This window comes from Cupriavidus sp. P-10 (assembly GCF_003402535.2).
Taxonomy (GTDB): domain Bacteria; phylum Pseudomonadota; class Gammaproteobacteria; order Burkholderiales; family Burkholderiaceae; genus Cupriavidus.
On sequence record NZ_AP025170.1, the window covers coordinates 2607585 to 2627573 of the forward strand.

The following is a 19989-nucleotide window of genomic DNA, read 5'->3' on the forward strand; positions in this document are numbered from 1 at the left end:
CCGGGACTTTGCAATCCTGCTGTCGGCCGGGTCACCCCGAAAGCATCACGCCACGCCGTGCTGCCTGAACCAGGCCAGGCACTTTTGCCAGCCGTCCCTGGCGTCCGCCTCGCGGTAGCTCGGACGGTAATCGGCATGGAAGGCGTGGCCCGACTCGGGATAGACGACGAAGCGCGAGGCCTTGGCGGCCGGGTCGGACGAGGCCGCCAGCGCCGCCTTCATCTTCTCCACCTGTTCCAGCGGGATGCCGGTGTCCTTGCCGCCGTACAGGCCGAGCACCGAGGCATGCAACTGGCCGACAAGGTCGATCGGGTTCTTCGGCTTGAGCGGCGTCGGCTCGGGCGACAGCTGGCCATACCAGGCCACGGCGGCCTTGAGCTGCCGGCTGTGCGCCGCGAACAGCCAGGTGATGCGGCCGCCCCAGCAAAACCCCGTGATGCCGAGCCGCGACACGTCGCCGCCATTGGCGCCGGCCCAGGCCACCGCGGCGTCGAGGTCGTCCATGACCTGCGCGTCCGGGGTCTTGGCGATGACCTCGCGCTGCAGCTCCTGGATGGAGCCGAAGCTCTGCGGGTCGCCTTGGCGCGCAAACAGTTCGGGCGCGATCGCCAGGTAGCCGAGCTTGGCGAAGCGCCGGCAGACATCGGCGATGTATTCGTGCACGCCGAAGATCTCGCTGATGACCAGTACCACCGGCAGGTTCTTCTTGCCTTCCGGCTGGGCGCGGTAGACCGGCATGCTGAAGCCGCCGGACGGAATCGTGACCTCGCCGGCGGTCAGGCCGGCGAAATCGGTCTTGACGGCTTGCTGGGCCATCACCGGCAAGGCGGCGGCGGCAAAGGCGGAACCGAGCGCGGTCTTGACGAAGCCGCGGCGGTCGAAGGTCTGGCCGGGGACGAGGCTTTCTACTTCTGGTTTGAGCATGCGTGTCTCCAGGAACGTTGGTGGCTGGCGCGCCAAAAATCGCCAGCCACCGATTCTAAGCAGACATGACGCTTCGTGCTCATGCTTGCACGGCGCTCTTTCAGTGCAGCTTCAGTGCAGTTTCACCCGCGGGCTGGTCTTGCTGCGCAGCCAGTGCGACACCGTGTCCAGCGCCATGCCGACCGCGCCGTGCAGCGCCATCACGTGCATCCGGTACAGCGAGGTGTACATGACGCGCGCCATCAGCCCCTCGATAAACATCGAGCCGCCGATCAGCCCGCCCATCAGGCTGCCCACCGCACTGAAGTGGCCCAGCGAAACCAGCGAGCCGAAGTCCTTGAAGCCGAACGACGGCAGCGGCTTGCCTTCGAGCCGCGCGCACAGTGCCTGGTAGAGGAAGGTCGCCTGCTGGTGCGCCGCCTGCGCGCGCGGCGGCACCGAGGTCTGCTTCTCCGGCCACGGGCAGCTGGCGCAGTCGCCGAAGGCGAAGATGTCGGGATCCCCCTCGCTCTGCAGCGTCGGGCCGACCACGATCTGCCCCTGGCGGCTGGTCGGCAGGCCCAGCGTGGCCAGCACCTGCGGCGCGGTAATGCCCGCTGCCCACACTGTCAGGTCAGCATCGATGTTCTTGCCGCTGGCGGTCAGCACCGCCTGCGGCGTGACCTCGGTAACGCGCTCGCTGGTGAAGACATCGACATCGAGCTTCTGCAGCAGCTTGGCAGTCTCGGCCGAGACGCGCTCGGACAAAGCCGGCAAGATGCGCGGGCCGGCTTCGATCACATGGATGCGCACGTCGCGGCGCGGGTCGAGACGGTGCAGGCCGTAGGCGCTGAGCACATGCGCGGTGTTGCGCAACTCGGCCGACAGTTCGACGCCGGTGGCACCGGCGCCGATGATGGCCACGTCCACGCGCGGGCGGCCGTCCTCGCCCATGCGCCCGCGCCCGTTCTGGGCACGCACGCAGGCGGCGATCAGGCGCTTGCGGAAGCGTTCCGCCTGCGCCACGGTATCGAGCGCGATGGCATGTTCGGCGGCGCCCGGCACGCCGAAGAAATGGGTGACGCAGCCGATCGCCAGCACCAGCGTGTCATACGGCAGCTCGCGCGCGGGCAGCAGCTCGGCACCGTCCTGGTCGTAGCAGGCCGACACCGCAATGGTCTTGCTGGTGCGGTCGATGCTTGTCAGCTCGCCCTGCTGGAACTCGAAATGGTGCCAGCGCGCCTGTGCCGCGTATTCGAGCTGGTGCGTGTTGGGATCCATGCTGCCGGCGGCAACTTCATGCAGCAGCGGTTTCCAGATGTGGGTGGGCAGGCGGTCCACCAGGACCACTTGCGCCGTTCCCTTCCTGCCGAGCTTGTCGCCCAGCCTGGTTACCAGTTCCAGCCCTCCTGCCCCGCCACCGACAACGACGATGCGGTGCGCCTTTGCTTCTGTCATGGTCTACCCGATGCGTATTGTGAAATCCGTGCCTGAGGCATGGCCACAGTCTGCTGCATTGCAGCATGCATGGCAAGCCGCATAAACCGACTCAGCAGTCGCTTCAATCGATACCGCCATGCAGCACCATGCAGCGGCGGGCGGACGTTGTTAGCTCAACCTTCAGCTCAACCTGTCAGCTCAACAACTTCAGTGCGCTTCTTCCCAGTTGGCGCCGCTGCCCACCTCGGCCACCAGCGGCACGCGCAACTGCGCGACCGAGCACATCAGTTCCGGCAGGCGCGCCTTCACCAGCTCCAGCTCATGCTCGGGCACTTCCAGCACCAGTTCATCGTGTACCTGCATGATCTGGCGCGTCTGCAGCCCGTCACCCTCCAGCCAGCCCTGCACCGCGATCATCGACAGCTTGATCAGGTCGGCGGCAGTGCCCTGCATCGGCGCGTTGATGGCCGCGCGCTCGGCGGCCTGGCGGCGCGGACCGCTGCCGCCATTGATGTCGGGCAGCCACAGCCGGCGGCCGAACACGGTCTCGACATAGCCCTGCTCGCGCGCGGTCTGCCGGGTTTCTTCCATGTAGTGCGCCACGCCCGGGTAGCGCATGAAGTAGCGGTCGATGTAGTGCTTGGCCGCCTCGCGTTCGATGCCCAGGTTGCTGGCCAGCCCGAATGCGCTCATGCCGTAGATCAGGCCGAAGTTGATGACCTTGGCGTAGCGGCGCTGCTCGCTGCTGACCGCTTCGCGCTCGACGCCGAAGATCTCGGCGGCGGTAGCGCGGTGGATGTCCTCGCCGTTGGCGAAGGCACGCAGCAGGTTCTCGTCGCCCGAGATATGGGCCATGATGCGCAGCTCGATCTGCGAATAATCCGCCGACACGATCACGCTGCCCGGCTCGGCGATAAAGGCTTCGCGGATGCGGCGGCCTTCCTCGGTGCGCACCGGGATGTTCTGCAGGTTGGGTTCGGTCGACGCCAGCCGGCCTGTCACCGCGGTGGCCTGGCCGTAGCTGGTGTGCACGCGGCTGGTGCGCGCATTGACCATCCTGGGCAGCTTGTCGGTGTAGGTGGACTTGAGCTTGGCCAGGCCGCGGTAGTCGAGCAGCAGCTTGGGCAGCGGGTAGTCCTCGGCCAGCTTCTGCAGCACCTCTTCGTCGGTCGACGGTGCGCCGCTGGCAGTCTTCTTCACCACCGGCAGCTTCATCTGGTTGAACAGGATCTCGCCGATCTGCTTGGGCGAGCCCAGGTTGAACGGCTGGCCCGCGGCCTCGTAGGCGGACTGCTCCAGCGCCAGCATGCGCTGGCCCAGTTCGGCGCTCTGCGCGGCGAGGCGTTCGGCGTCGATCAGCACGCCGTTGCGCTCGATCTTCTGCAGCACCACGGAGACCGGCATTTCGATCTCTTCGTACACCCGGCGCAGCCCCGCGGCGGCTTCCACCTGCGGGAACATCTTGCGGTGCAGGCGCAGCGTCACGTCGGAGTCTTCGGCGGCGTACTCGGTGGCGCGCGCCAGGTCGATCTGGTCAAAGCAGATCTGGCCAGCGCCCTTGCCGCACACCTCTTCGTAGGTGATGGTCTTCAGGCTGAGCAGCCGTTCGGCCAGGCTGTCCATGCCGTGGTTGCGGTGCGAGGCCAGCACGTAGCTCTGCAGCATGGTGTCGTGCGCCACGCCGCGCAGCGTCACGCCGTGGTTGGCGAAGACGTGGATGTCGTACTTCAGGTTCTGGCCGAGCTTGAGGCGGCCGGCGTCTTCGAGCCAGGCGCGCATGCGCTCCAGCACGGCTTCACGCGAGAGCTGTCCATGCTCGGGCAGGCCGGCCACGTCCGGGCCGCGGTGCGCCACGGGGATGTAGCAGGCTTCGCCCGGCGTCGCCGACAGGGAGATGCCGACCAGCTGCGCCTGCATCGGGTCGAGCGAATCGGTCTCGGTATCGATCGCCACCAGCGGTGCCGTCTCGATGCGCCGCATCCAGTCTTCCAGCATGCCTTGGGTGGTGACCGTCTCGTAGCGGATCTCGGTCGGCGCGCTCTCTTCCGTGGCCTGGACCACATTGCCAGCAGACGCAGCCGGCGCATCGAACAGGCCGCCCTGCGCCGGCGCCGCCGCCGCGCGGGCCTGCGCGCGCGCCTGGGTGCGCGAATCCGGCAGGCGTTCGCCGGTGGCTTCGCGCAGCCAGGTCTTGAAGCCGTAGCGCTGGAAGAAATCGACCAGCTTGTCCTTGTCTTCGCCGATCTCGCGCAGCGCATGGAAGTCCGCCACCGCCTTGCTCAGGTCGCAGTCGGTCTTGACCGTGACCAGCTGGCGCGCCATCGGCAGCCAGTCGAGCGTATTGCGCAGGTTTTCGCCAACCACGCCCTTCATGCCCGGCGCGGCAGCCATCACGCCGTCGAGCGAGCCATGCTCGGCCAGCCATTTGACCGCGGTCTTGGGACCCACCTTGGGCACGCCGGGGACGTTGTCGACCGCATCGCCGATCAGCGACAGGTAGTCGATGATGCGCTCGGGCGGCACGCCGAACTTGGCCGCCACACCCGGGGGATCGAGCACTTCACCGCTCATGGTGTTGACCAGCGTGACCTGCTCGTTGACCAGCTGCGCCAGGTCTTTGTCGCCGGTGGATACAACCGTACGCACGCCCTGCTCGGTGGCCTGGCGCGACAGCGTGCCGATCACGTCGTCGGCCTCGACGCCGTCCACCACCACGATCGGCCAGCCCAGTGCGCGCACGGCTTCGTGGATCGGCTCGATCTGGCGGGCCAGGTCTTCCGGCATGGATGGGCGGTGTTCCTTGTAGGCCGGATACATGTCGTCGCGGAAGGTCTTGCCCTTTGCGTCGAACACGCAGGCGCTATACTCTGCCGGGTAATCGTTGCGCAGCTTGCGCAGCATGTTGATCATGCCGTAGATTGCCCCTGTGGGCAGACCCTCTCCATTCCTCAGGTCCGGCAGAGCGTGATAAGCGCGATACAAATAGCTCGATCCGTCGACGAGCAAGAGTGTTTTTGGACTATCCGACATTCCCATGGACTCAAAATTGACTGGTGCCGCTGCGGGCGGTGCCTCGACCGCCCCCCTTGCTGATCCGGATGTTTCCGATATCTCCGGCGATACCGTGCAACCCCCGCCGGAAGCAGCGTCCGAACACGCCGCGGCCATAGCCGCCGCAGCCGATGCCGCCGCCGCAGGCCATCCTCCCGAAGTGGCGGCCGAAAAAGCCGCCGCGGCGGCCGCTCGCGCCAATCCGCGCAAGATGATCCCCAGCCTGCGTGCGCTGGCCGACGAAGACCGCGCTACCGCAAAGAAGGCGCGCGCATCGTGGCAAATGTTCACGATTATGGCAGAGTTCATCGAGGCGACCGAGTACCTCTCGGAGATCCGCCCGGCCGTGTCGATCTACGGCAGCGCGCGCCTGCGCGAGGATTCGCCCTACTACCAGCGCACCATCGAGATCGCGCGGCTGTTCTCCGATGCCGGCTTTGCCGTCATCTCGGGCGGCGGCCCCGGCATCATGGAAGCGGCCAACAAGGGCGCGCACGCCGGCAAGTCGGCCAGCGTGGGCCTGAACATCGAGCTGCCGCACGAGCAGCAGGGCAATCCGTACCAGGACATTGCCATGCGCTTCCGCCACTTCTTCACGCGCAAGGTCACCTTCGTCAAGAACTCGGACGCGTTCATCGTGATGCCGGGCGGCTTCGGCACGCTCGACGAGCTGGCCGAGGTGCTGACGCTGGTGCAGACCGGCAAGTCGCGTTCGGTGCCGGTGGTCATGTTCGGCAGCCGCTTCTGGAAGGGCCTGCTCGACTGGTTCCGCTTCACGCTGCTGCCGATGGGCCTGATCGCCGAACACGACCTCGACCTGATGAAGATCGTCGACGAGCCGCATGAAGTGCTCGAAGCGGTCTACGACTACTACGAGCGCCGTGGCGGCGACAAGCCGATCCCGCCCAAGGAAGAGATGTTCTACCTGTAAGCGCGCCGCCGGGCCCGGGCCTCGTCCGGCTTGCCGCCGCAAGCCACGTGTCCGGCACACCGGGCGTTGCGCGGGGTGCGCCGCGGGGCACGGCACGGCCTCCGGGCACGGCAGAATTGCTAGAATGGAACCTGTCCGTTCTGCCAAGCCCGGCGCCGCCGGGTTGCAGCCAACCGCCGCATGCCGCGGCGCCGCCCGCCGCCCCCGCGCCGCGACGCCGCACAGGAGCCCCTGATGACCTCCCGTTCCACCCGGTCGTGCCGTTCTGCCCGGTCCGACGACCCCCTGCCCGCAGGCCTGCGCCTGGTGGCCGCAGCTGTCGCCACGTTGGCGCTGGCGGCCCCCGTGCTGGCCCAGGGCAACCAGGAAAGCAGCGCACTGACGCAGCAGGAACTGAACCAGATCAACAACCAGCCGATCGCGCCGGCAGCCAAGACGCAGCTGAACCAGCCGCGCCAGCCGAGCTTCCAGCTCAACGAGCGCGACGGCACGCAGGTGCGAGAGTACCGTGACAAGGGCCGGGCCACCGATATCCAGGTCAAGTCGGGTTTCGGCACCAAGTACGAGATGAGCAAGCCGGAAGACAGCTCGCCCCGGATCCGCGAGCACGATGTCAACCGCGTGCCCTCGGTCAACCTGAAGTTCTGACCACGCAAGCGCCCTGCCGCAGCGGCGGCGGGACGCTGACCCACGGCCTGGCAAACACCGGGCCGCGCCGGCCCTCCGGCAGTCATGCCGCGGCGGCGGCCCTTGTTTTGCCGCCGCTTTCCGATTCGCTTCACACAACGAGTATGGCCGTATTCACCACGGTCTCGCAGGACGAGATCGCCAGCTGGCTGCTTGATTTCGACCTTGGCGAAGTGCGCGAACTGCGCGGCATCGCCTCGGGCATCGAAAACAGCAATTTCTTCCTTACCATGGAGCAGGATGGCCAGACACGCCAGTACGTGCTGACCATCTTCGAGCGGCTGTCGTTCACGCAGCTGCCCTATTACCTGCACCTGATGGCGCACCTGGCCGAGCGCGGCATTCGCGTGCCGGCGCCGATCCCGGCGCGCGACGGCGAGATCCTGCGCCCGCTCAAGGGCAAGCCCGCCACCATCGTCACGCGCCTGCCCGGCGCCTCGCAGCTGGCACCGGACGCGCAGCACTGCGCCGAAGTCGGCGACATGCTGGCGCGCATGCACCTGGCCGGCCAGGACTACCCGCGCCGCCAGCCCAACCTGCGCAGCCTGCCGTGGTGGCAGCAGACCGAGCCCGAGGTCCTGCCCTTCCTCGATGCCGGCCAGCGCGCGCTGCTGCAACAGGAAATCGCCCATCAGGCCGCGTTCTTCGCCAGCGCCGACTACGCGAGCCTGGGCGAAGGCCCGTGCCACTGCGACCTGTTCCGCGACAACGTGCTGTTCGAAGAAGACGGCAGCGGGCGCCACCGTCTCGGCGGTTTCTTCGATTTCTACTTTGCCGGCAACGACAAGTGGCTGTTCGACCTGGCGGTCACCGTCAACGACTGGTGCATCGACCTGGCCAGCGGCGAACTCGACCACGCGCGGGCGCAGGCGATGCTGCGGGCTTATCATGCGGTCAGGCCGCTGACCGACACCGAGGCCGCGCACTGGCAGGACATGCTGCGCGCGGGCGCGCTGCGCTTCTGGGTGTCGCGGCTGTGGGACTTCTACCTGCCGCGCGAGGCCGACATGCTGCAGCCGCACGATCCCACTCATTTCGAACGCATCCTGCGCCGGCGCCTGGACGCCAGTCCCGCGCGGCCGCTCCCCTGGATCTGATCCGTATGCAACTACTGGAAGTCTCTGCCAAGGAAGGCTACGTCTGGTTCCGCCAGGGCATCTGGCTGTTCCGCAAGAACCCGCTGACCTTCCTGATGCTGCTGTTCGTCTACCTGATCGCCGCGCAGCTGGCCATCGTGGTACCGCTGATCGGCATCATCGCGCTGCTGGTGGTCACGCCGGGGCTTTCGGTCGGCGTGATGACCGCATGCCGCGACGTGATCCAGAACAAGCGCGTGCTGCCCACCGTGCTGCTGGCGGGCTTTCGCGCCAACGGCAAGGAAGCCACGCGCAACCTGCTGGTGCTGGGCGGCATCTACGCCGGGCTGGTGTTCATGCTGGGGCTGATCGCCGGCGCCGTGGTCGACATGAGCGCGCTGGTGCCGATCGTGCTGAAGGAAGAAGCGCCGTCAGCCGAAGCGGTGCGGCAGCTTTACTACGCGATGCTGATCGGCGCGATGCTGTACACGCCGATCGCGATGATGTTCTGGTTCGCGCCGCTGCTGGCGGCCTGGCACGGCGTGCCGCCGGTCAAGGCGCTGTTCTTCAGCTGGACCGCGTGCTGGCGCAATCGCGGGGCGTTCTTTACCTATATCGTGCTGTTCGCGATGCTGCTGGTCGCGATCCCGTTCCTCCTGGAAGCGGTGTTCAGCGCGTTCGGGGCGGAGACGGTGCTGTCGTTCCTGGTGACGCCGTATTCGCTGCTGATGCTGGCGATCCTGTATTGCTCGTTCTATGCGACGTACCGCGGTTGCTTCAACGTGACGCCGCCGGGCGTGGAGCCGGCTGCGCCGGCGGTTTAAACCACCTGCCCCCTGCCCCTCTCCCGCAAGCGGGAGAGGGGAGCAAACCCACTACTCCCCGAACGTCTTCACCATCGCGTCCGCCGCCATGCGCAGGTCGGGCACGAATCCCATCAGCCGGTCCATCGTCATCCGCGCCATCGGCGCCTGCACCGCGATCGCGGCGCACGCGCGGCTGCGGTTGCGCATCACCGGCACCGCTACCGCAATCATCCCTTCAAGGTTCTCCTGGTTGTTGACGCCCAGGCGCCGCCGCCGCGTCTCCGACAGCTCCGCGTGCAACGCCGCGGCATCGGTGATGGTATGCGCGGAATGCGCGCGCAGCGGCAGGTTGGCCACCAGGCGCTCGCGCTGCGCGCTGGGCAGGAAGGCCAGCAGCAGCTTGCCGCTGGCAGTGCAGTGCAGCGGCACGCGCGAGCCCGGCTGCAGGTGCATGCGCAGCGGCCATTGCGTTTCCACCCGATCCAGATAAACGACGTCGTCGCCCGACAGCATGGTCAGGTTGCAGGTCTCGCCGACCTTGTCGACCAGTTGCTGCAGGATCGCGTGGCGCGCCGCCGCCGGCCCCGCCTGCATCAGCACATTGACCGCAAGCTGCCGCACGCGAGACGAACATTCATAGCCCGGGCTGCCCGCCGTGCGCGACACCAGCCAGGTGCTTTCCAGCTGCTTGAGGATGCGGTGCACGGTCTGCTTGGGCAGTCCGATCTCCTCAACGATGGCGCACAGCGGCATGGGTCCGTCAGCGGCGGACAGGATCTCCAGGATGCGGAAAGCGCGCACTGCGGCGGCGTTCGAGTGATTGCTCATGGATGCAATTTAGCGGATTCCGGGACGCCCTGGCGTCCCGAAAACTGCATTACCGGGTGCAGCCCGCAGCCGTGCTCGCGAAAGCGCACAAATTGGGACGGCATGCCAGTTTGGGTTCACTAGATTCGATCCGGGGCCCGCCGCGGCGGACCTACCTGACCCAACCCCGGAGCCGATCCATGAGTGTGCAATCACTGCAGCGCCAGCAGTCCCATTCCACCGATGTGCCCGTACAGGGATATCCGGCAGACCAGGCGGTCGATGCGATCGTGGCGCGTGCCCGGCAGGCGCAACGCGCATTCGCGCGTGCCGGCCAGGCCACCGTCGACACCGCCGCGGCGGCTGCCGCGTGGGCCATCATGGAGCCCGCGCGCAACCGCCAGCTTGCCGAGCGGGCCGTGGCCGACACGGGCCTCGGCAACGTCGACGACAAGATCCGCAAGAACCATCGCAAGACGCTGGGGCTGCTGCGCGACCTGCACGGGCGCAAGACCATCGGCGTGATCGCGCGTGACGCCGCCACCGGCATCACCGAGATCGCGCGGCCGGTCGGAGTGGTCGCCGCCATCACGCCGTCGACCAACCCCGGGGCGACGCCGGCCAACAAGATCATCAACGCGCTCAAGTGCGGCAACAGCGTGGTGGTGGCGCCGTCGCCCAAGGGACAGGGCACGTGCGAGTTGCTGCTGTCGTTCATTCACGCCGAATTCGCGCGCGCCGGCCTGCCTGCGGACCTGGTGCAGATGCTGCCCGCGCCAGTGTCGAAAGCCTCGACCGCCGAGCTGATGCGGCAGGCCGACCTGGTAGTGGCCACCGGCTCGCAGGCGAACGTGCGCATGGCCTACACCTGCGGCACGCCGGCGTTCGGCGTCGGGGCCGGCAATGTGGCCGCCATCGTCGATAGCAGCGCGGCGCTGGGCGATGCGGCGGCAAAGATCGTCCGCTCCAAGACCTTCGACAACGCCACCAGCTGCTCGTCGGAAAACAGCCTGGTGATCCTCGACGCGGTCTACCAGCCCATGCTGGAAGCACTCACCGCCGTCGGCGGCGTGCTGCTGACCGCCGAGGAAAAAGCCCGGCTGCAGGCGCTGATGTGGCGGCACGGCAAGCTCGCCGGCGACATGACCGGCCAGAGCGCCCGGCGCATTGCCGAGCTGGCGGGCCTGCCGCGCGTGCGTGCGTTGCAGCCGGCCATGCTGCTGGTGCCGGAGACCGGCGTCGGCAGCGACTATCCCTTCTCCGGCGAGAAGCTTTCGCCGGTGCTGACGCTCTACCGCGCCGCCGATTTCAACGCCGCCGTGGCGCGCGTGGCGAGCCTCTACGACTACATGGGCGCGGGCCACTCGGTCGGGCTGCATACAGCTGATCCTCAGCAGGCGCTGCAACTCGGGCAGGAACTGCCGGTGGCGCGCGTGATCGTGAACCAGGCGCACTGCTTCGCCACCGGCGGCAATTTCGACAACGGCCTGCCGTTCTCGCTGTCGATGGGCTGCGGTACCTGGGGCGGCAACAACTTCTCCGACAACCTCGGCTGGCGGCAATACCTCAACATCACCCGCATTGCCGAACCGATCGCCGAACGCGTGCCCGACGAGCGCGAGCTGCTGGGCGACTATTTCGCGAGGGTCGGCCAATGAACGCGCGCATCCGACCCGAAGTGCTCGACACGCTCGCGACGTTGCTGGCCGCCCGTGCCGCGCAAGTTCCCGACAAGCCCTACCTGCTGTCTCCCGACAGCGGCCGCGCGCTCAGCTTCGGCGCCCTGGCCGCCGACGCGGATGCGCTCGGCCGCCGCTACGCCGAGGCCGGCCTCGCCAGCGGCCAGACGGTGTCGGTGTACCTGCCCAACGGCGAACAGACCGCGCGGCTGCTGCTGGGCACCATGGCGTGCGGGCTGGTGGCCAATCCGATCAACCTGCTGTGCCAGCCCGCACAGCTGCGCTACATCCTCAGCCACTCCGACACGCGGCTCGTTTTCACCTCGCCTGAAGGTGAAGCCGCGATCCGCACGGCGCTGGCCGAAGCCGGCGTGGCGGTGCCCGTGGTGGTCACCGCGCCGGACGGCAGCGCCTTGCCCGCGCTGCCGGTGCGGCAGCCCGGCGCAGCTTCCCTTGCGCCACCGCAGCCACACCAGCCGGCGCTGCTGATGTACACCTCGGGCACCACCGGCACGCCCAAGGGCGTGCTGCTGACCCACCGCAACCTCGCCGCCAACGGCGCCAGCGTCAGCCGCGAGCACGCGCTCGGCGCGGGGGATCGCGTGCTGGCCACGCTGCCGCTGTACCACATCAACGGGTTGGTGGTGACCGCAATCGCGCCGCTGGTGCACGGCGGTTCGGTGGTGATGCCGATGCGCTTCTCGGCCAGCGCGTTCTGGCATGACATTGCCCGTCATGGCTGCACCTGGCTCAACGTGGTGCCGACCATCATCGCCTACCTGCTCAACGATGCCAATGGGCGGGCACCGGCCGGCGTGCGCTTCTGCCGCTCCGCATCCTCCGCGCTGCCGCCCGAGCACCACCGCGCCTTCGAGCAACGCTTCGGCATCGGCGTGATCGAGACCATGGGCATGACCGAAACCGCGGCGCCGGCCTTCAGCAATCCGCTCGACCCCCAACTGCGGCGCATTGGCAGCATCGGCCGTCCCTCAGGCGCGCATGCGCGCGTGCTGGGGCGCGATGGGCAACCGCTGCCCGACGGCGAGATCGGCGAGATCGTGCTGCAAGGCGAGAGCGTGATGGCGGGCTACTACAAGGCACCCGAAGTCACGCGCGAGGCCTTCACGCCCGACGGCTGGCTGCGCACCGGCGACCTCGGCTACCGCGATGCGGAGGGCTACTTCTACATCACCGGCCGCGCCAAGGAACTGATCATCAAGGGCGGCGAGAACATCGCGCCGCGCGAGATCGATGAAGCGCTGCTGCGCCATCCGGGCGTGCTGGAAGCGGCGGCGGTGGGCGTGCCCGACCCGGCCTACGGGCAGGAGATCGTCGCCTTCATCGTCAGGCGCGAGGCCGTGGCCTGCGACGACGCGGCGCTGCGCGCGCACTGCCTGCGCGAGCTGGGCCGCTACAAGACGCCCAGGGAATTCCGCTTTATCGCGGAATTGCCGCGCGGGCCCTCCGGCAAGGTGCAGCGGCTGAAGCTGCTGGACCCTGCCTGACCTGAGGCCCCGTCCCTTCCCCCAACCCTCGCCAAGGAGCCCGCTCACCCGCCACACGACATCCGGAGACACGCTCAGAGACACACAGAGACACGCAGCTGATTGCTCAAGGACGGGGCAGCGCAGCCAGGACTTGCCACTGGCGCGCTCCGGCGAGCCGCAAGCGCATGGCAATGACCATGCGCCGGCCGCCGCCCCGTTATCGCCACGCGCGCCCGCCGCGCATAGGAGGTGGTTATGAAGCAACGCATCAAGACCCGGCACATGATCCTCGGCGTCATGTGCCTGATGTATTTCATCGCCTATATCGACCGCGTCAACATCTCGGTCGCCGCCCCGCTGATCCGTGAAGAGATGGGGCTGACGTCATCGCAACTCGGGCTGGTGTTCTCTGCCTTTGCCTATCCCTATGCCGCCATGCAGATCCTCGGCGGCTGGATGTCCGACAAATTCGGACCCAAGAAGGTGTTGATCGTGCTGTCGCTGATCTGGGGCGTGGCCACGGTGCTGACCGGATTCGCCGGCAGCGTGATGATGCTGGTGGTGCTGCGCTTCGTGCTGGGCATCGGCGAGGGCGGCGCGTTTCCGACCGCAACGCGCGCCTTCACCTACTGGATGCCGGTGGCCGAACGCGGCTTCGCGCAGGGCATTACGCACAGCTTCGCGCGGCTGGGCGGCGCGATCACGCCGCCGATCGTGCTGGCCATCGTCGCGGCTGCGGGATGGCGCGAGGCCTTTGTCGTGCTGGGTGTGGTGAGCCTGGGCTGGACCGTGCTGTACGCGATGATGTTCAAGGACTCGCCCGACAAGCACAAGCGCGTCACCCCCGAAGAGCTGCAGGAAATCGGCTACCGGCGCGGCGACTCGCAGCAGGCGGCCAAGGCGCCCACGCCGTGGCGGCGGCTGTTCCGGCGCATGTGGCTGGTGACCTTCGTCGACTTCTGCTACGGCTGGTCGCTGTGGGTCTACCTGACGTGGCTGCCGTCATACCTGAAGGAAGCGCGCGGTTTCGACCTGAAGCAGCTGGCGCTGTTCACCGCGCTGCCGTTGATGGCAGGCGTGGTCGGCGATACGCTCGGCGGCGTGCTGTCGGACCGCATCTACCGGCGCACCGGCAACCTGCGGCTGGCACGCGGCGCGATCCTGTTCGTCGGGCTGGCCGGCTCGCTGATGTTCATCGCGCCGATGACCTTCACCGCCGATGCCGTCAACGCGGTGATCCTGCTGTCGCTGTCGTTCTTCTTCCTGGAGCTGACCAACGCCGTGCTGTGGAGCCTGCCGCTGGACATTGCCGGCAAGTACGCCGGCACCGCGGGCGGCATGATGAACACCGGCTTCGGCCTGGCCGGCATGGTGTCGCCGGTGGTGTTCGGCTACCTGATCGAGCGGACCGGCAGCTATGACCTGCCGTTCATGATCTCGGGGGCGTTGCTGGGCGTCGGTGCGGTGGCGTCGCTGTTCATCAACCCGTTGCTGACCGTGGACAGTCCCGAGCCCAAGGCCGGCGAAGTACGGCACGCCCTGTCCTGAGCCTGCCAGCGGCGCCGGCTCCCGGCCGGCGCCGCTCAGTCGATCGCGTCGAGCTTCGCCACCGACAGCGCCAGCCACTTGGCGCCGTGGCGCTTGAACTTGATATTGGCGCGGGCATCGTTGCCTTCGCCCTCCAGCGCGGTGATCACGCCTTCGCCAAACTTGTTGTGGAACACCGACTGGCCCACGCGGAAGCCGGTGCCCGCCTCGCGCTTGGCGTCGGCATAACCATTGCCCTTGTCCATGCCGCCGGTCGGGCGCGTGCCCGTGTAGGGCACATCCTCCGGCTTGCGGAACCAGTCGCGGCCCCAGGCGTTGTCGCGTTCCTGGCGGCGTACGCCACCGTAGTTCTGCACCGCGGGCGTCAGCCACTTGAGCGCTTCCTCGGGCAGTTCCTCGAAGAAACGCGAGCGCACGTGGTACTTGGTCTGGCCGTGCAGCACGCGGCTCTGGGCGAACGACATGAACAGGCGCTTGCGCGCGCGCGTGATCGCCACGTACATCAGGCGGCGTTCTTCTTCCAGCCCGTCGGGATCCATCATGCTGTTCTCGTGGGGGAACAGCCCTTCTTCCAGCCCGGTGATAAAGACCACGTCGAACTCCAGCCCCTTGGCCGCGTGCACCGTCATCATCTGCACCGCATCCTGGCCGGCCTGGGCCTGGTTGTCGCCGGCCTCCAGCGAGGCATGCGTCAGGAACGCGACCAGCGGCGTCATCACCACCGGCAGCGCCTCGGGGTCCAGCACCTGCAGGGACTGGTCGCCATCGGCCAGCACCGGCGTGGCGGGGGCACGATCCGCGGGGATCACCGCGGCGAGCGCATCCAGCCCGTAGCCTTCTTCCACCACGAAGGCCTGCGCGGCGGTCACCAGTTCCTGCAAGTTCTCGATGCGGTCCTGGCCTTCCTTCTCGCCCTGGTAGTGGGTGATCAGGCCGCTGGTGTTGATCATGTACTCGACGGTCTCGGCCAGCGTCATGCGGCGGGTATCGTCGCGCATCTTGTCGACCAGGCGCGTGAAGGCGGCGAGCTTGCTGCCGGCCGCGCCGGGCACGTAGGCCACCGCCTCGGACAGCGCGCAGTTGTACTGGCGCGCCATGTCCTGCAGCACTTCCAGCGAGCGCGCGCCGATGCCGCGCGCCGGGAAGTTGACCACGCGGCCGAAGGCCGCGTCGTTGCGCGGGTTCTCCAGCAGTTGCATATACGCCAGCGCGTGCTTGATTTCGGCGCGCTCGAAGAAGCGCAGGCCGCCATAAACGCGGTACGGGATGCCACCGGAGAACAGCGCGTGTTCGATCACGCGCGACTGCGCGTTGCTGCGGTACAGGATGGCGATCTCGGCGCGGCTGGCGCCCTGCGCGATCTGGTCGCGGATCTCCTCGATGATCCAGCCCGCTTCCTGGCCGTCGGAGCCGGCCTGGTACACGCGCACCGGCTCGCCGTGTCCGGCATCGGTGCGCAGGTTCTTGCCGAGGCGGCGCGCGTTGTGCGAGATCAGGTGGTTGGCCGAATCCAGGATATGCCCGTGCGAGCGGTAGTTCTGCTCCAACTTGATCAGCCGGCGCACGCGGAACTCATGCTCGAAGTCGCGCATATTGCCGACGTTGGCGCCGCGGAAGGCGTAGATGCTCTGGTCGTCGTCGCCCACGGCAAAGACCGCGGCCGGGTTCTGCGTGCCGTGGCCGGCCAGCAGCTTGAGCCACTGGTACTGCAGCACGTTGGTGTCCTGGAACTCGTCGACCAGCACATGGCGGAAGCGGTGCTGGTAGTGCTGGCGGATGGCGTCGTTGTAGCGCAGCAGTTCGTAGCAGCGCAGCAGCAGCTCGGCGAAGTCGACCACGCCCTCGCGCTGGCACTGCATGTCGTAGGCGGCGTAGAGGTCGACGAAGCGCTTGTTGAAGTCGTCGTTGGCCTCCACGTCGGCCGGACGCAGGCCCTGTTCCTTGGCGTTGTTGATGAAATACTGCAGGTTCTTGGCAGGGTACTTCTCGTCGTCGACGTTGAGCGACTTGAGCAGCCGCTTGAGCGCCGAAAGCTGGTCCTGGCTGTCCAGGATGGCAAAGGTCTGCGGCAGGCCGGCGTCGCGGAAATGCGCGCGCAGCATGCGGTTGCACAGGCCGTGGAAGGTGCCGATCCACATGCCGCGGGTGTTGATCGGCAGCATCGACTGCAGCCGCGTCTGCATTTCCTTCGAGGCCTTGTTGGTGAAGGTCACCGCCAGGATGCCCGCCGGCGAGACCCGGCCGTTCTGCAGCAGCCAGGCAATGCGCGTGGTCAGCACGCGGGTCTTGCCGCTGCCCGCGCCCGCCAGGATCAGCGCCGGCTCGTCAGGCAAGGTGACGGCGGCAAGTTGTTCGGCATTGAGGTTGGCGAGCAGGTCGGACATCGGAGGGGCCTTGTGGAATGGCGCCAATTATACCGGTCGACCCTGTCCGATCCGTCACATTGAAGGGGCGAAAACTGCCCCGCATGCGGCCGTGCACCGGCCCCGTCCAGCCTTTCCGGGCCGGGGCTGCTGTCTGCAAAATAGGCGCCGACCGGCCCGCCCCCGTATAATTTGGGGTTTCACTGGCGCAACGCCGCCAGGCGCAGGCTGCCGCACCCCGCTGAGCCCTGCGACGCATCCAGACGCCAACCTCGACATCCCAGCATGACCGCCCAAGACCAATCGCTTGCCAAGAGCTTCGAACCCGCCGCCATCGAGGCGAAATGGGGCCCCGAGTGGGAGAGCCGCGGCATCGCCAAGCCGACCTTCGACCCTGCCCGCCCGGACTTCGCGATCCAGCTGCCGCCGCCGAATGTGACCGGCACGCTGCACATGGGCCATGCGTTCAACCAGACCATCATGGATGGCCTGGCGCGCCATGCGCGCATGCTGGGCGCCAATACGCTGTGGGTGCCGGGCACCGACCACGCCGGCATCGCCACCCAGATCGTGGTGGAGCGCCAGCTGGAGGGCCAGGGCGTGTCGCGCCATGACCTCGGCCGCGAGAAGTTCACCGAGAAGGTGTGGGCCTGGAAGGAAGAATCGGGCTCGACCATCACCCGCCAGGTGCGGCGCATGGGTGCGTCGATCGACTGGAGCCGCGAGTACTTCACCATGTCGCCGGAGATGTCGACGGCGGTGACCGAAGTGTTTGTTCGCCTGTACGAGCAGGGCCTGATCTACCGCGGCAAGCGCCTGGTCAACTGGGACCCGGTGCTGGGCACCGCCGTGTCGGACCTGGAAGTCGACAGCGTCGAGGAAGAAGGCTCGCTGTGGCATATCCGCTATCCGCTGGTCGAGGCTGACGCCAAGGGCGGCCTGACCCACCTGACCGTGGCCACCACGCGTCCGGAAACCATGCTGGGCGACGTGGCCGTGATGGTTCACCCGGAAGACGAGCGCTATGCGCACCTGATCGGCAAGTCGGTGCACCTGCCGCTGACCGGCCGCCAGATCCCGGTGATCGCCGACGAATACGTCGATCGCGAGTTCGGCACCGGCGTGGTCAAGGTGACCCCGGGCCACGACTTCAACGACTACGCCGTCGGCCAGCGCCACAGCCTGCCGCAGCTGTCGATCCTGACGCTGGACGCAAAGATCGTCGCCGACGCGCCGGCCGCCTACGCCGGCCTGGACCGCTTCGACGCACGCAAGGCCGTCGTGGACGACCTGGAAAAGCAAGGCCTGCTGGCCGAGGTCAAGAAGCACAAGCTGATGACCCCGCGCAGCGAGCGCACCGGCAGCGCGATCGAGCCGATGCTGACCGACCAGTGGTTCGTCGCCATGAGCAAGCCGGCGCCGGAAGACACGTACTACCCGGGCCGCTCGATTGCCGAGGTGGCACTGGAAGCCGTGCAGAGCGGCGAAATCAAGCTGGTGCCGGAGAACTGGATCAGCACCTATAACCAGTGGCTGGGCAATATCCAGGACTGGTGTATTTCGCGCCAGCTGTGGTGGGGCCACCAGATTCCGGCGTGGTATGACGATGCCGGCAACTGCTTCGTTGGCCGCACCGAAGAGGAAGCGCTCGCCAAGGCCAGGGCCGCCGGCAGCACCGGCGCCCTGCGCCGCGAGGAAGACGTGCTCGACACCTGGTTCTCGTCGGCGCTGGTGCCCTTCTCCTCGCTGGGCTGGCCCGAGGAAACGCCTGAGCTGAAGCACTTCCTGCCGTCGTCGGTGCTGGTCACCGGCTACGACATCATCTTCTTCTGGGTGGCGCGCATGGTCATGATGACCAAGCACTTCACCGGCAAGGTGCCCTTCCATACCGTCTACGTGCACGGCCTGGTGCGCGATTCGGAAGGCAAGAAGATGAGCAAGTCCGAGGGCAACACGCTCGACCCGGTGGACCTGATCGACGGCATCGACCTCGACACGCTGCTGAAGAAGCGCACCACCGGCCTGCGCCGCCCCAAGGACGCGCCCAAGATCGAGAAGAAGACCAAGAAGGAATTCCCGGAAGGCATTCCCGCCTTCGGCGCCGATGCGCTGCGCTTCACCTTCGCCTCGCTGGCGACGCTGGGCCGCAACATCAACTTCGACACCGGCCGCTGCGAGGGCTACCGCAACTTCTGCAACAAGCTGTGGAATGCGACCCGCTTCGTGCTGATGAACACCGAGGGCCATGACTGTGGCATGGGCCCGTGCAACAACGACTGCGGCCCGGACGGCTACCTGCACTTCTCGCAGGCCGACCGCTGGATCGTGTCGCTGCTGCAGCGCGTGGAGGCCGACGTCGAAAAGGGCTTTGCCGAGTACCGCTTCGACAACGTCGCCAACGCGATCTACAAGTTCGTCTGGGACGAGTATTGCGACTGGTACCTGGAACTGGCCAAGGTACAGATCCAGAACGGCACCGAGGCCCAGCAGCGCGCCACCCGCCGCACGCTGCTGCGCGTGCTGGAAACCGTGCTGCGCCTGGCGCACCCGATCATCCCGTTCATCACCGAAGAGCTGTGGCAGAAGGTGGCCCCGCTGGCCGGGCGCGCCAGGGGCGACGGTAGCGAGACCCTCGCGCTGCAGCCCTACCCGCTGCCGGCCGTGGCCAAGATCGATGAAGACGCCGAGCAGTGGGTCGCGCGCCTGAAGGAAGTGATCGATGCCTGCCGCAACCTGCGTGGCGAGATGAACATCTCGCCGGCGCAGCGCATTCCGCTCTATGCCGAAGGCGACAGCGAATTCCTGAAGGCGGCCAGCACACATATCCAGGCACTGGCGAAACTTTCCGAGGTGCGCGTCTTCGAAGACGAGAGCGCCCTGCAAGCCGAAGGCGCCGGTGCCCCGGTGGCCATCGCCGGCGGCAACCACCTGCTGCTGAAGATCGAGATCGACGTCGCCGCCGAGCGCGTGCGCCTGTCCAAGGAGATCGAACGCATCGGTGGAGAGATCGGCAAGTGCCGCGGCAAGCTCTCCAATGAGAGCTTTGTCGCCAAGGCGCCGCCCGCGGTGGTGGCGCAGGAGACACAGCGCCTCGCCGATTTCGAGCAAACTCTGGCCAAGCTGCAGGGCCAGCTGCAACGGTTGCCGGCCTGACCGGCAACCGATGACGCCCCTGCCAGTCTGGTCCCCGTCCGGCCTCGTCGGACGGAAC

The 19989-nt window shown here is 67.4% G+C and carries 13 protein-coding genes; 8 read left to right on the forward strand and 5 right to left on the reverse strand.

Annotation, left to right across the window (positions count from 1 at the left end; genetic code table 11):
• Window positions 1-45 precede the first annotated feature (45 nt).
• The 3 genes from CTP10_RS12025 to polA all read right to left on the reverse strand — a co-directional run bounded on the left by CTP10_RS12025 (window position 46) and on the right by polA (window position 5373).
• Complete coding sequence (locus tag CTP10_RS12025; protein ID WP_116320860.1) at window positions 46-924, reverse strand: dienelactone hydrolase family protein; 879 nt, start codon at window positions 922-924, stop codon at window positions 46-48.
• Between the two features lie 111 nt (window positions 925-1035).
• Window positions 1036-2361 carry an NAD(P)/FAD-dependent oxidoreductase gene (locus CTP10_RS12030; protein ID WP_116320859.1) on the reverse strand — a complete coding sequence of 442 codons (1326 nt, stop codon included), beginning with the start codon at window positions 2359-2361 and terminating at the stop codon, window positions 1036-1038.
• A 189-nt stretch (window positions 2362-2550) separates the two neighbouring features.
• Entirely contained in the window at window positions 2551-5373 is a 2823-nt protein-coding gene (polA, locus tag CTP10_RS12035) for a DNA polymerase I (RefSeq protein ID WP_116320858.1), read from the reverse strand.
• A 4-nt stretch (window positions 5374-5377) separates the two neighbouring features.
• Here polA and CTP10_RS12040 point away from each other — a divergent pair, with 4 nt between their 5' ends.
• The 4 genes from CTP10_RS12040 (at window position 5378) to CTP10_RS12055 (ending at window position 8912) form a co-directional block, all read left to right on the forward strand.
• Entirely contained in the window at window positions 5378-6325 is a 948-nt protein-coding gene (locus tag CTP10_RS12040) for a TIGR00730 family Rossman fold protein (protein WP_232232318.1), read from the forward strand.
• 234 nt (window positions 6326-6559) lie between these two features.
• On the forward strand, window positions 6560-6973 hold the full coding sequence (locus tag CTP10_RS12045) for a hypothetical protein (protein ID WP_116320923.1): 414 nt from the start codon (window positions 6560-6562) through the stop codon (window positions 6971-6973).
• 143 nt (window positions 6974-7116) lie between these two features.
• Complete coding sequence (locus tag CTP10_RS12050) at window positions 7117-8109, forward strand: homoserine kinase (protein ID WP_116320857.1); 993 nt, start codon at window positions 7117-7119, stop codon at window positions 8107-8109.
• Between the two features lie 5 nt (window positions 8110-8114).
• A complete protein-coding gene (locus tag CTP10_RS12055) occupies window positions 8115-8912 on the forward strand; it encodes a BPSS1780 family membrane protein (protein ID WP_116320856.1) in 798 nt (265 codons plus the stop codon).
• Between the two features lie 51 nt (window positions 8913-8963).
• On the opposite strand, the gene CTP10_RS12060 is transcribed toward CTP10_RS12055, so the two are convergent.
• The gene (locus CTP10_RS12060; protein ID WP_116320855.1) at window positions 8964-9722 is read right to left on the reverse strand and encodes an IclR family transcriptional regulator; all 759 of its coding nucleotides are present in this window, start codon (window positions 9720-9722) and stop codon (window positions 8964-8966) included.
• Between the two features lie 179 nt (window positions 9723-9901).
• Between CTP10_RS12060 and sauS the strand changes: the two genes are divergently transcribed.
• From sauS to CTP10_RS12075, 3 genes are all read left to right on the forward strand, one after another.
• Window positions 9902-11359, forward strand: coding sequence for an acylating sulfoacetaldehyde dehydrogenase (gene sauS / locus CTP10_RS12065; RefSeq protein WP_116320854.1), 1458 nt, complete (start codon window positions 9902-9904; stop codon window positions 11357-11359).
• A complete protein-coding gene (locus tag CTP10_RS12070) occupies window positions 11356-12885 on the forward strand; it encodes an acyl--CoA ligase (protein WP_116320853.1) in 1530 nt (509 codons plus the stop codon). Before sauS ends, CTP10_RS12070 begins: the two co-directional genes overlap by 4 nt.
• 237 nt (window positions 12886-13122) lie before the next feature.
• Window positions 13123-14415: an MFS transporter gene (locus CTP10_RS12075; protein ID WP_116320852.1), complete on the forward strand. Its 1293-nt coding sequence runs from the start codon at window positions 13123-13125 to the stop codon at window positions 14413-14415.
• Window positions 14416-14450: 35 nt separating this feature from the next.
• On the opposite strand, the gene CTP10_RS12080 is transcribed toward CTP10_RS12075, so the two are convergent.
• Window positions 14451-16799 (reverse strand): UvrD-helicase domain-containing protein, encoded by a 2349-nt coding sequence (locus CTP10_RS12080; RefSeq protein WP_116320851.1) that lies wholly within the window; start codon window positions 16797-16799, stop codon window positions 14451-14453.
• A gap of 264 nt (window positions 16800-17063) precedes the next feature.
• Here CTP10_RS12080 and CTP10_RS12085 point away from each other — a divergent pair, with 264 nt between their 5' ends.
• On the forward strand, window positions 17064-19931 hold the full coding sequence (locus CTP10_RS12085) for a valine--tRNA ligase (protein WP_116320850.1): 2868 nt from the start codon (window positions 17064-17066) through the stop codon (window positions 19929-19931).
• Window positions 19932-19989: the final 58 nt, after the last annotated feature.